Annotated in this window: 8 protein-coding genes; all 8 read right to left on the minus strand. The window is 43.0% G+C overall.

Annotated elements, in window-relative coordinates:
• Positions 1-40: 40 nt before the first annotated feature.
• Positions 41-700 (minus strand): ABC transporter ATP-binding protein, encoded by a 660-nt coding sequence (locus FAZ19_RS05205; RefSeq protein WP_136819621.1) that lies wholly within the window; start codon positions 698-700, stop codon positions 41-43.
• A gap of 414 nt (positions 701-1,114) precedes the next feature.
• On the minus strand, positions 1,115-2,263 hold the full coding sequence (locus FAZ19_RS05210) for an alpha/beta hydrolase family protein (protein WP_136819622.1): 1,149 nt from the start codon (positions 2,261-2,263) through the stop codon (positions 1,115-1,117).
• Between the two features lie 49 nt (positions 2,264-2,312).
• On the minus strand, positions 2,313-3,635 hold the full coding sequence (locus FAZ19_RS05215) for a MutS-related protein (RefSeq protein ID WP_136819624.1): 1,323 nt from the start codon (positions 3,633-3,635) through the stop codon (positions 2,313-2,315).
• Positions 3,632-4,984: a MutS-related protein gene (locus FAZ19_RS05220; RefSeq protein ID WP_136819626.1), complete on the minus strand. Its 1,353-nt coding sequence runs from the start codon at positions 4,982-4,984 to the stop codon at positions 3,632-3,634. Before FAZ19_RS05220 ends, FAZ19_RS05215 begins: the two co-directional genes overlap by 4 nt.
• 4 nt (positions 4,985-4,988) lie before the next feature.
• Positions 4,989-7,205, minus strand: a complete 2,217-nt coding sequence (locus FAZ19_RS05225; protein ID WP_229707233.1) for a Gldg family protein — start codon at positions 7,203-7,205, stop codon at positions 4,989-4,991.
• Between the two features lie 102 nt (positions 7,206-7,307).
• Positions 7,308-8,228, minus strand: a complete 921-nt coding sequence (locus tag FAZ19_RS05230) for an ABC transporter ATP-binding protein (RefSeq protein ID WP_136819628.1) — start codon at positions 8,226-8,228, stop codon at positions 7,308-7,310.
• Between the two features lie 78 nt (positions 8,229-8,306).
• A complete protein-coding gene (locus tag FAZ19_RS05235; RefSeq protein ID WP_169305568.1) occupies positions 8,307-9,668 on the minus strand; it encodes a RagB/SusD family nutrient uptake outer membrane protein in 1,362 nt (453 codons plus the stop codon).
• Positions 9,669-9,685: 17 nt separating this feature from the next.
• On the minus strand, positions 9,686-13,207 hold the full coding sequence (locus FAZ19_RS05240) for a SusC/RagA family TonB-linked outer membrane protein (RefSeq protein WP_169305569.1): 3,522 nt from the start codon (positions 13,205-13,207) through the stop codon (positions 9,686-9,688).
• Between the last annotated feature and the right edge of the window lie 124 nt (positions 13,208-13,331).

A 13,331-nucleotide genomic window follows, 5' to 3' on the forward strand; every position in this document is an offset into this window, starting at 1 on the left:
TTATTTCGATAGCCTTTTTCCTAATGTAACAAAAATCCTTCTATTTTACCTGCCCATCCAACAGGTTGATGATCCTATTTCCATAGGTGGCGTTTTTCTCCGAATGGGTTACCTGTATAATTGTTGTGCCGTCTCTGTTCAGTTGACTAAATAGATCCATTACTTCCGCACCCTGTTGTGAATTGAGGTTGCCTGTAGGTTCATCAGCAAGTAATACTTTTGGAGATGTCGCCAAAGCACGGGCAATTCCGACCACCTGTTGCTGCCCACCGGAAAGCTGTGCCGGGAATAAATCTTTCTTGCCAACGATCCCGAATCTATCAAGCATATCTCCGACAACAGCCTTGCGCTCAGAAGAGGATAACCCTTTGTACAATAGGGGAGTTTCGATATTTTCATACACGGTAAGTTCGTCGATCAGATGGTAGGATTGGAAAACAAAGCCGATATAGGACTGAAATAGTTGTGTTCGTTGTTTTTTCTTTAGGCTGTACACATCTTCATCCATGAACAGGTATTTTCCTTCATTGGGTTCATCCAGATCCCCTAGGATATGAAGTAATGTCGATTTCCCCGAACCTGACGGACCCATGATAGAGACGAACTCACCCTGTTCGATCGTTAGATTGATATCCTTGAGTACAAAACTACGCGCTCCGCCAACGGAGTACCATTTGAATGTGTTATTTAGTTGTATCATTGTTCTCGTATTCAGATCTAAGATATGCGACTTTAAATTAATTGTATTTCTAACCAGATTACAATTAATAAGCCAAGAGTATATGTTATTCGTTGCGAGTTAATTGTGTTTTTAATACGTTGTTCTACTGTTCGTTTTCGAACAGTAACTGTACGTCTACGGACAGTAGTATATGTGTAGTATAGTGAGATAGTTGCCGTCGGTTAGATGGTGCTTTTTCGGCGCTTTATTGCCGCATATAAAGTAGGTCAATCCAATTAGCCAGCTTGCTAATGGATTGACTGCTTTGTTATTTGATAGCTTTTTTGAGCATTATTCTGCAATAAAGCTGCTTTTGTCACTGGACTGGAAATAAAAAGAGCGTACGATGTAGAAAAATGAGATAGGTGCTTTTTTATGATGATATTGATTTGTTTATGTCCTGACCTTGTTTCCTGTCAAGATGAGTTTCACGGAAAATACCATAGTCGGATCCTGATACTCCCGGATTGTCTTTCTGATCGTTTCTAAGCTTCTTTTTACCTTTTTTCGGAACACAACCCGACCGTTCATCGTCACTGAAACCGGTTTATCCAGATCAAGGAGTTGATCGTTGAGGTTGATATTGAGTTCCCTAAAAGTATTTTTGCTTACACAAATTTCGTTACCTCTGATGCTGATCTCCGCAGTCGAACCCTCAACTTGGGCCACTGCAGGTGCAGACAACCAATAAAAGCGGTGCTGCACTCTGTTGTCTTCCACCCAAATTACTTTATCCGGGAAGGGGTTTCGTTTAAAGGATGCCAGCCAAGGTATGGCTATCGTATCCCTATGATCCATCCAATGCGCCTTGTCGGCGTATAAATGAAAGTCGTGTACAAATCCTTTCGGGTCGAGCCGCTGCAGACTATCTAATTTTTGATTAAATGCGACGGCCAGAGTGTTGCGATGATAAGCCGTATCCCTGCCGCCCATATAAATGGCGAAAGGAAGGTTCCGGAGGTTGAGCGCATTAGCATCACCAGGGTGCCCTGCCATCATGGAAGCGGCCGCCCAACGGTCGGCCATCCGTGGTCCCAACTGAAACACACCGTCCCCACCTGCAGAGTAACCCAAAATATAGACCTTATTAGGGTTCACATCCTCCAAAATCACTCCATAACGGATCAGGGAATCCAGCAGGTTATCGATGTGGTCTTCATGCCATAGGTTCCAGGTATCTGTCGGCGCTCTAGGTACGATCACCAGACCTTCCGAAATTGGATACAGTGTCCTTTGATTTTGCCATTGCTGATTATTTACTGCCGGCGGTGCATTTCCGCCACCATGCAAAGAGATATAGAGGCTACGGCCATCTGCGGGTTTTTCTCCAAAGGTTCTATAGGCGATGGGCATGGTGTACTTGCCAAATTTAATGATCCCTTCCGCCCACACCTTTTGTGCTGCAGGAAGTAAACGCTGTTTCTCCTGTGCCCATTCTTTAACCGAAAGCGCTTCCGCTTCCTTTTTGCTCAGTCCCTTCTGTGCAACAGAAGTACTGGTCATCATCAGTAAAATACCGATCCAAAGTATGCTGTGTTTCATTTGTATGTAATTATTTTAGAAGTGATTAAGCCTCAAATGTTTATGTGTTCTAGTTTTTAAGCAGATTTAGTATCCCTTCATTTTCAATAATAAGCATTCCCTGACGGTCCGTTGTAATGCCCTGTTCAAGCAGGTAGGTGTATCTCGGTACTTTGCCGTCCATCACCGTAGGAAGATAAGCAAACTGCACATTGTCTGTTGTCTTTTGCAAGGCTTCACCTACCTCAATAATGTGGGTAGAAATGACGAAAAAACATTGTCGGTATTGCGCAAAGGCGTCGGTTACTGCTAGAGTCGCATCGTAAGCATCTTTAACATTGGTTCCTTTAAACAACTCATCAAATAAAACAAGAAAGCTTTTCCCGCTGGCCACTTCTTCCGCTGCTTTTTTTACCCTCAAAACCTCCGCATAAAAATGACTGTAACCCATATTCAAACTGTCGGACACATTTATCGAAGAATAAATTCCATCGCAAATGGAAAAATGCATTCCTCTTGCAGCAAGCGGGAAGCCCATATGTGCCAAATAAAGCGCAATGCCTAAAGACTTCATAAAGGTAGACTTCCCGGCCATATTGGCCCCGGTAAGGAAAATCATATTGTTTTCTCCGCTAAAGCCAACCGGGTTGGCCACCCCTTTGATTAATGCCGGATGCCAAAGTGCAGCAATTTCTATCAACTGCTTTCCTTTAGGCAGCGCCTTTGCATATGAAAAGCCCTGGGCCTTGCCTACCTTGCCCACGGCAATGTAAACGTCTAATTTGTAAATGCATTCCATAAGGATTTCTATATCTGCCTGAAGGGTGTGTTTCAATAAATGATCATAGGCTGCGAGCTTTGCAGTTGGAAATTCATCAGTACCTTTTTCTTTTAATAAGTTACGGAGCGCTGGTGTTTCGAGGATTCGCCGAAGCAATTGCCGTTCCTCATCAAAAGGTGTTGGATTAGAATCATTGAATTGCTTCAGGAAATCATTTAAGGAATTTAGAAAACCTATTGTCGCTACCAAGCCCTTCTGCAGCGCTGGATATCGCTCATCCCTTAACAGGGAGGCTTGTATTTTCTTAAAGAAAACCACCATAAATGCGGCTGGATAGTTTGTGCTGCTGCCCGTGCTAAAATAGTGTTCTACGGTCTGAAATTCAGCTCGACTAAAGGGAAAATCCAGTGCCTTCTCTTGAAAATAGCTCAACAAGCCACTACGTTTATTGATGGCATCAGGATCTGTTAGGGGATTTTTAAACAACTGCAGCAAAAGCCTTTCACCGCCGCTGGTCTGTACTTTATTGAACATGCCAAAAATAGAACCTGGTGTAAACTTGCCCAACAAGTTTAAATCTTCCAGCGTTTGTTTGTCAACTGTAAAGCTCATATCTTTTGTTTATTCATCCGCTCCATGCCAGACGCTAAAATATCCAATATTCCTTCGTTTTTTATAATAATCATTCCGTGCCTGTCAGCTGTTAAACCTTGTTCAAGGGTGTAGGTGTATACGGGTTGATTACCTTCCATACGGGTGGGCAGATAGACAAAATTAATATTATCACATCTTTCTTTAAGTATTTCGCCTGCTTCAATGATGTGCGTGGAAATCACAAACATGCTATCGCGTTTCCCTGCAAAAGCTTCGGTAAAAGCAATGGTAGCTTCCGCGGCATCCTTCACATTTGTTCCCCTAAACATCTCGTCAAAAAGAACAAACAAATTCCTCCCCAGCTTAAGTTCCTGGGCGATTTTTTTTGCACGTAATACCTCTACGTAAAAATGACTGGCACCCATTCCCAGGTTATCGGGAAGGTTAATGGTGGTATAAATTCCATCCAGCACCGAAAATTCCATTTCTTTGGCAGCGACCGGGAAACCCATATGGGCTAGAAAGAGTGCGACACTCAATGACTTCATAAAAGTAGATTTTCCGGCCATGTTGGCGCCGGTTAGGAAAATCACGTTGCTGTCGGGCGTAATATGGATGGAGTTGGCCACCGCATTTTTTACTTGCGGATGGTACACGCCCTCTAACTTAACGACATGCTGCTGTTTAGGCAGAGCTTTCGGAAAAATAAAGTCACGTTCTACCGCCACTTTGGCTATAGAAAAGTAAACATCTAGACCGTATACATAATTAAGTATTTTGAGTACCGCATCCCGGTGTTTAAACCTGAAAAATTCGTCGTAAGCCACATATTCGTCCGAAGAAATCTTTGGGTTAAGGGGCAAGTTCAGGCTCTCCCTAATTCCCGATGTGGTTAGCAGGCTCATGATATCTGCTTTATCCTGCTGGTAAAAATCAAGCGAACCCATATCAAGGCTATTCAAAAACTGATTCAGCTCGTTTAGCAGCTTGATTAAAGCTGTGATCCCAAGGTATATGCCCGAAGTAACCGCATCCAGAGCAACCAGGTTGCTGAACTTTTTTGCAATAGAGCTTTCCTGTGCGGACAGCTTGGTCCTTGTATCTGTATTTTTTATGTATGTTTCTACCGGGTCAAAATTATCAACGCTGAAGGGGAAAGATGTTCCTGTTTTGGCAAGATATTGAATAATCCGGCTACGATGGTTGATTTTAGTCTCATCTGATAGCGGAAAACGAAACATTTCTTCCAGGATTGCCGCTCCACCTCTCGTTTTCGTTCTGTTAAAAATCTGATAGATGGAATCTCCACCAGATTTTCCAAAAAGATTAAGGTCGTCTATCGTTTGTTGATCAGTAAGGAATGCCATTTCTTTATTTTCTTTTTCTTCTGATCAATATTAATGTCCCAAGGGCGAGTAGTAGGCCTGGGAATACCCAAAGCAATGTAATCCGCAGGTATTTAATTTGTTCCCTTTTGATTAAAAGCGTAGTATCCTTCGGCGCCGGACGGTAACTGCTGATTGGAAACTCACCATAACTTAACCAACTAAAAATTCCTGTATTGAAGGCAAAGTTGGCCGTCCTCATGTTAAAACGGTTTAACTCGATGTTGGACATAAAATCAGCGTCGCCCACAACGATGATACGTTGCTCTTTCCCTTTTGTATTCCGGGTCAGGCTAACAGCCAGCGGAAAGGATTTCTGCAGATCACCTCTTTCAGGTTCAAACTTCACCTTTGCAGAATCCGTTACAAATTTGTCTCTTTTAAGCCAGCTTTTTCTTGAGTCGGTGACTAGTAATGGTTTTATCGTGTATACACTTGAGTTTTCAATACCGAGCGCCGTGGCCATGGGCATTGAAACCACTACACTGTCGCGGTGCGCGGCTACAAGTGGCGGATAGAGCTTGGCGCCTGTGCCGGTCAAAAACGGTGCGGCAAGGTGGGGTTCCAGATCCCTGCTGGTTTGGACGATGGCGCCATCCATCAGTTGAACGCCAAATTGTTTTAATAACGGATTAAGCATGGCTTGTTTTCCCGGTTCACCGGAAATTAGCAAATTACCGCCATTGTTGATGAACTGCTGCAATTTTGACGTTTCTACTGCCGTAAGCTCGGTCTTTGGATCAGCGAGTACGAGTGCGGAAATGTTTTTAGGAATCGATTCGCTTTGTAAGGAAATGGTATCGACATCAAAGCCCTGATTAATCAGTGAATTCCTAAAATTCTTCAGGTTTGCTAAAGCCCGGTATTCACGGTCACCCATTTTATTTATGTTACGTTCCAGGTTTCCGGTTACAAACAGAATTTTTGGGATTTTTGCAAGAAGCAATCTTTTTAGTGCCGCAGAAATCTCAGTCTCGGATGGCCAGTGTTCATTATCAGGAAATACCCTTAAGAAAGTTTGCCTTCCTTTATATTTGAGCTGCATGATGTAATAATTGGGCTCCTGAGAAAGGTCAATCATTTTTCTGATCTCTTCAGGACGCTTAAACTGGCTCAGACTGATCTCCGCAGTTTCTGCGGATTTGGCCGCGATCTCGGTTAATGTTTTCCCGGGATTGGCTTTCTTCATCCCCTCTCCAATACCCAGGGTGTCATAGTACAATACTGTTTTTAACCTGATGTTGTGTTTGAACCTGACATAGGGTGCCCAGCGATTGATGTTCAGCTGGTAGGATTCAGGTTTTGCGTCTTCCATATATCCGCCGAACAGGTTTGCGTACCCGGTAACTTCAAGCGGCTCATCTCCCAGATCCTCCACAATTTTCTGCGTATCTGGCTTAATCGTGTTGCTTTTATCCCTGGTTACGTCGAAGTAAACAATAAGCTGAGGAATTGAACTGATGTAACCAATGCCAATCGTGACAATGACAATAAGGCTATAACGGCTCATCTTAACCCAGGTAGACGTTGTCTCCATCCCCGTTTTTAGCTTGTAGATGGTCAACTGCAGAAACATGAACACAATGGCAACGAAATATATAATTCCATTGCTGGTGATCAGTCCTGCGAGTATCCAGTCTGTACGGCCGGCTACGGAAAGAAAATAAGTAACGTCTCTTAGAAAAGGGATTCCCTTCCACAAACCGGAGACATTATAGAGTATGCCGAAAGTTACAAATGTGCACACTGCGGCTACAATCTGATAGGTAGTAAGGCAGGACATAAAGATTCCGATCGCAGAATAAGCACAGAGCAGTAAGAATAAACCAAGCACATAGCTCAGCAGCAAACCCGTATCCGGATTATTTACCGTAAAGTAACTGGTGATGATATAAATAGATACAATGAACACCATGACTAAGCTCATGGCTACCATTGCTACAAATTTCCCTAATACAATGTCCCGTACGCGAATCGGTGAAGAGTATAAAAGCCGGATGGTACCACTGCTCGTTTCCCGGCTAATGAGCCCCATGGTCAGAAGCGGGAGGTAAAGGTAAAGGTTCCCCATCACGTTAGAGAGGACGCCTCGTCCTCCCGAAAATATGGAAGCGATAATGCTGAACGGAATTTTATAGCCACCCTCTACTGTGATAGCGATGTCGTCAAGCCCTTTCAGATAGACAAAGGCGCACTGGACCATAAAAATAGTAATCAGAAACCAGGCAATAGGGGAATAAAACAGCAGTTTCAGCTCTGTTTTAGCCACTCGAAAAATTGTTTTCATTAAGCTTTTTTGATATGTTTATTGTTGGGACAATTGTTTAAATATTTCCTCTACCGAGTCTTTTTCGAGCGTAATTTCCTGTAAACGCCAGCCGTTCTGCACGCTTTTCGTGACGATGGTTTCGGCGATCCCCGCCTCTCCGCTAAAAAACAGGCGTACGAGTCTATCGGTAAGAATTTCTGCTCTGATGATGCCCTCAATGGTTTCCAATGCGGCGATATCCGGCATATTATTAAAGTGGATCAGCAAGCTGTGCGGCTCAATGTAATTGTTAAACGCTTCCATCGTATCTTCAAATACGATCCTTCCGTTCTCAATCATCTTAATGTCCTTGCATAGCAACTGCACCTCGGAAAGAATGTGTGAAGAAAATATCACCACCCTATCTTTAGCGATGTCTTTAATCAGGTTCCTCACCTCAATGATTTGGTTGGGGTCTAATCCATTTGTCGGTTCATCGAGTACGAGTACGTTGGGGCGGTGTACAATGGCTTGAGCAATGCCCACGCGCTGTCTGTAACCGCCGGACAAGTTTTTGATCAATCTTCCACTGAAGTGGTCTATTCCGCAGCGTTCTTTTGCTTCTTTCACTGCATCTTTTCGGACCTGGCCAGACATGTCCCGTAGGCTTGCGCAATATTCAAGGTACTCATCCACGGTAAGATCCAAATATAAAGGCGGATTCTGGGGCAAAAAGCCTATTTCCATTTTAGCGCGCATCGGGTCATCCCTGAAGTTGATGCCATTGATATAGACATTTCCTTCCGTTTGATTAAGGGATCCACAAAGAATGTTCATCGTGGTGGATTTCCCGGCACCATTTGACCCCAGGAGCCCGACAATACCATATTGGCTAATCTCCAGATTGATGTCACGTATCGCCCAGCTGCTGCTATATCGATGCGATAAATTCTCTATTTTTACTATACTTTTTTCCAAAATTTGGTGATTTTACATTTTATAGGAATATTAATTCTGCTGCTGATGTTATAAAAACCATAGGTAACAGAACATAATTTAATTCGGATTTTGTATTAACTCCGGATTTTGATTAACGATTATAGGAGAAAACGGAAATACATATGCGTTGCTGTTAGGCTCCAGCGTGTAGGTCGTACCATTGTAGACACGTGTAACCGTTTTTGCGAATGCGGCATCTTTGTTCAAGCGTTTTTGGTCAAACCACCGAAGTCCAGTTCCGAATAATTCCCTACGGCGTTCATTAATCACCATTTCTAACGCCTGCTGATCTGATGTAGCTGTAAGCGCCACATAATCGTCCAGCGTAAACCTAAATTTACGCAAATCATTCAACGCCTGTAAGGCTTCTGCACGCCTTCCGGCACGTGCTAGGCATTCTGCCCGGATGAGCCAGGTCTCGCCAACTGTTAATCCCACGCATGCGTTGTCAGCACCAGCTCCGGCAAAAAATCGCCTACCTGTAAAGCTGGGATAACCGATGCTTCCGTCTCTGGTAAATAGAGTATATCTCAAGTCTTTAGTCCCTAGTAAGTTCAATAAGTCTTCGCTCAACTGCAAGCCGGCATAACTAAGTCGGGGAATTTTACGTAACAGAACTTCTTTGTTTTGTATAAGCGTAGGGAATGCAGCATTAACGAACAGATTGTAATCATTAAGTCCGTTTGAAAGTGCTAATGCTTGTTCTGCTGCTACTCGAGCGGCCTCAAAATTACGCATGTTCAAATGCACCTTTGCCAATAGTGCATAGGCGCTGCCTCGGTACGGGTTCACTGAATTCATTTTAGCAGTAGGCAATAAAGGAATAGCGGTTTCTATATCTTTCAGTACCTGGGCATAAACTTGAGCAACAGTGGCCCTTTGCAAGTTTACAAACAGCTTTGCTTCCAATAACAGCGGTACACCAAGATCAGTGTCAGCCGTCGAAGCATCGTATTGCTTCCCATGTGAATTTACCAGCGTAAAATAAGTAAATGCCCTTTGAACAAGTGCTTCCGCATAAATCGTATTCTGCTCTGCCAGGGAGCCATTTTTACTCTCCAATACACCTGAGATCACGGTGTTAAAAGTATATATTGCTTTATACATAGAATTCCAGTCAAAATCATCCTCTTTGTCGATATAGAATGGTTTTGCCCAGGTATATTGCGCAACGTATACACTATTGTAAGAGATATCGCTTTGAAGGTTCGGATCTTTGAGATCAATGTCATCACAACCTATAATCGCTGCATTTGCCGAGCCAAGTTCTGAATCGGTTCTGCTGTTCATGAGTAGGCGATAATCATTTGTATATACTAAAACCCGCTGGCCTTGCACCGGAACATTTTCTACATATTTCCGGCAGGAAAATAAGGTTGCGGCAGTTATAGTGATGAAAAATACTTTAAATACATTCATAGTGATTTCTTTATGCATTATAAACTTAGGTTAAGTTGAAAAGAATAATTGCGTACGGGAGCCAATTGGTAGGTGTTGCTCACATTAAATAAATAGTCCGGATCAATTTTCTCCTTATTTTTGGCCCAGATCATACCTAGGTTCCTGCAAACCACAGATAAACTCAAGGCCCTAATACCCATTTTAGCCGCCACGGGCTGAGGTACCGAATAGGACAGGCGCACCTGATTCAATTTTACATTGCTCCGGCTTCTCACCAGTAGATCCGAATTGGAATATCTCTCTACACTGGTTCCATAATTAAAACCCTGCGAATAATCCGATGTAATTCCTGGAACGTTGGTCGTTAATTCATCACCTGGCTTTCTCCAGCGCTGTGCCAAATCTCCGGCACGGCTTAAATAAAATCCCGTTTCAGCAACTGAGGGCCTTAAAAAAACACCACCGAGCTGATATTGAAATTGAAGACCCAGATCAAACCTCTTGTAGGTAACATTGGTATTATATGCACCATACCATGGCGAGGCGGTTCTTCCTGAATACGACTTCACATCATAAAAAGGGAAATCCCAGGTCGTATACAATTTACCCGGCTCTTTAGGATCCTCTATTAATGTTTCTCCTTTTTCGTCCAGTCCTGCAAACTTATATGTAAATAGATAGTCTGTTGGGTAACCATCGTATAATCTCTCCTCCCCATCCGCCAGCATATTGGCGATAGGCAATTTAAAACGCTCATCATGGATGACATTGGTATTGTAAGACAAATTAATCGTGTTGTTCCAAGTCACTTGTTTAGATCTAACGACTGCAAATGAAAAACCTAAATCTACACCCTCTCCGTCTAATGTGGCCGCATTAAATAAAGTTCTTGAAAAACCATAGGTTCCGTTAATGGGTAACTCATAAAAGATATCCTTAGTATGTTTTTTATAGTATTCAAAGGTTCCAGAAATGCGACTGTCAAAAAGGGAAAAGTCAAGTCCGTAATTCAGCATTTTGGTTTTTTCCCAAGCCAAATCTTCTCGCGCGGGCGTTTTAATATACGCCGACGGAAGGAGGGAATAACCATCTGTTCCCTGTAAATCGATCACCGTTACCGGTGCATAGCCTTGCGGGGCATTTCCGGTGAAACCATAAGTAAACCGTCCGGATATGGCACTCAGCCATTCCACATCTTTCAAAAAGCTTTCCTTTTTCATGTTCCAGCTTAATCCCCCAGACCAAAGCGGGATGGCTCTTTTTCTCCGTTCCACACCAAGCAGGTTCAAATCATCAAAACGTGCACTTGCCGAAACAGTATACTTGCTATCATAGGTGTATGAGGCAGTTGAATAATAAGATAATGCCCTGGTGGTTCTCTCTACAACCGGCGAGGACGTAGCCCCAATAGCCGGACGGTTTCCAGTTATATCCAGGTAGCTTCCATTGGGATTTACCGGCGTAAATGAATTGATCTCCTTATTATAGCCATAACGGTTCTCTCCGCTGGTTTTATTAAAAACCTCACGAATTTCATTCCCCAGTACAGCGTTCAGTTCATGTTTGTTGTTCCAGTTTTTATTGATGTTTAATTGGCCCCTCAAATTATAGCTCTTGGTTGATCCATTATTCGTAATCAACTTTCCACCAATAGGAAGGCCATAAACCAATTGACCAGCAGAATTTATAGTAGTCGCCCTATTTATCATAATCCTGGCTTCGTAACTATCCGGTTCCTGATAATTTTCACGCTCGGTAAAATTCCGGCCCAGATTTCCAGAGACCGAAAAATTAAGCCATGAAGTAATCTTAGTTCTGACATCTACATTCAGGCCCAAATTGTTACCTGTATTGATGGTATTGTTGTAATTCAATTCATCTAGCGCGGAATACCTAAAGGGAAGATAACCTTGGCTTTCTAAACTCCGGGCCCTGGATGGAATCGTAAAAACATCGTAGTACATCGTGCTTCCATCCGAATTGACCAGTAAATCATAAGGGCGCAGTCCAAACGGAGACATGCTCATCCCAAGCGCAGCGGCGGGATTAGTTTTATCCGTAGTGTTACCGTAAATCAGGGAAGTATTAATTGCAACGCGTCCTTTTAGGAGATTGGAAGTTGTAGATAAGTTGAAGGAATAACCCTTATTCTTATTTCCTTTGTATATCCTGTCATCGGTATTGTAAGAGCCAGACATGTAATAAGAGCTATTTACACCACCACCGGAAAGTGATAAATTATATTGTTTTGTGGCCTGCCGCTGAAGCAGGTATTCAGAAATTTGATCTGCGTTATCATATTGTGCCAATGCAGCAAGCTCTGCATTCATCTGGGCTTCAGAAATTTCGCCACGCTTGTTTTTAAAAATGATGGCTTGGGCTTGAGTCAGGTTTCCCGATATATAGGCTGATTGGGTAAGGTCTTCCACATAATTTTTATTGATCATATCTTTTTCAAGATCAATGTAATCAGCGACAGACATCATTGGCCCGTAATCCGTCCTGGGTTTTGCACCGGTGCTATAGGTAGTCGAAAAGTTAAGTGATGGTGCTGCATTTTGTTTGCCTCTTTTAGTCGTAATTACAATAACGCCATTTGCCGCCTGAATACCCCATATAGATGCTGCAGCAGCATCCTTTAAGAAGGTTACCTGTTGAATGTCATCTGCGTTAAGCAAATCCAGTGCACCATTTTCGATGGAAATCTGCGATGGAAATCCATCGACCACTAAAAGGGGCTCTACGCTCACCTGAGTATAATTACCAACGATGGTCGAGACACCACGTATGTTAATTGTCCCGTTGCGGCTTTTACCAGCAGTTGTCTTTGTCGAAATATTCACTCCTGGAACCAGCCCTTGCAAACGTTCAAGGATACTGATCGTTGGAAATTGTGCAATCTCCTTAGCCGTTATGATCCCAAATGAACCCGTTGCGCGGTCTCTGTTCAGATCCTGATAACCTGTACTTACGATGGATACATCCTCAAGTGCTGCAACCAAAGGCTTCATGGCAATCACCACGCTATTTTGACCATTTAATGTTAATGTATCCGATTTATAACCGATGAAAGTCGTAATCAACGTTTCCCTACCCGTGAGGTTTCGCAAGCCAAACGAGCCATCTGAAGCCGTTTTGGTAACCTGGTTGCTTCCTCGTACGGAAACACTGGCGCCGGCCATTGGTTCTCCTCTCTCATTCATTACCAATCCCCTTATATCTACGTTATGAATGGTAATGGTAAGGTGTTGAGTGAGAGTGTTTTCCTTTTTGCGTACAACAACCATGTTGTTCTGGATTTCGAAAGCTAAGGGCTGGTTTTTAAAAATAACCTCAAGAACTTCCTGAAGTTCCATATTTTTTACCTGGAGATTTACAGGTTTCGCAGCTTTTAATACACTGCCGTCTGCGACAAAGTCGTAGCCGATCTGCGATTTAATTTTGGAGAAAATCCTTACTAGTGACGCGTTTTTTTCTGATAATGTAATTTTCTGTGCGAACCCTACTACGGGAACTTGCATAAGAAATGCTAAAAATATCATGCTGGTTAATCGCATAATTAGCAAGGTTTTGCGGCATATACCTTCAGGCATACCGGGTTTTCTGATATATTTTGTATACATTTATTTCATCTTAGGGTTCTGTAGCATACCTCAACTTTCCACGGGAAAGGTTACTACG

Source organism: Sphingobacterium alkalisoli (assembly GCF_005049105.1).
Lineage (GTDB): Bacteria > Bacteroidota > Bacteroidia > Sphingobacteriales > Sphingobacteriaceae > Sphingobacterium > Sphingobacterium alkalisoli.

Bases quoted from the DNA above. Each gene is read 5' to 3' on its own strand.
- FAZ19_RS05205 (WP_136819621.1), bottom strand. From the start codon at position 700: ATGATACAACTAAATAACACATTCAAATGGTACTCCGTTGGCGGAGCG.
- FAZ19_RS05210 (WP_136819622.1), bottom strand. From the start codon at position 2,263: ATGAAACACAGCATACTTTGGATCGGTATTTTACTGATGATGACCAGT.
- FAZ19_RS05215 (WP_136819624.1), bottom strand. From the start codon at position 3,635: ATGAGCTTTACAGTTGACAAACAAACGCTGGAAGATTTAAACTTGTTG.
- FAZ19_RS05220 (WP_136819626.1), bottom strand. From the start codon at position 4,984: ATGGCATTCCTTACTGATCAACAAACGATAGACGACCTTAATCTTTTT.
- FAZ19_RS05225 (WP_229707233.1), bottom strand. From the start codon at position 7,205: ATGGTCCAGTGCGCCTTTGTCTATCTGAAAGGGCTTGACGACATCGCT.
- FAZ19_RS05235 (WP_169305568.1), bottom strand. From the start codon at position 9,668: ATGAATGTATTTAAAGTATTTTTCATCACTATAACTGCCGCAACCTTA.
- FAZ19_RS05240 (WP_169305569.1), bottom strand. From the start codon at position 13,207: ATGCGATTAACCAGCATGATATTTTTAGCATTTCTTATGCAAGTTCCC.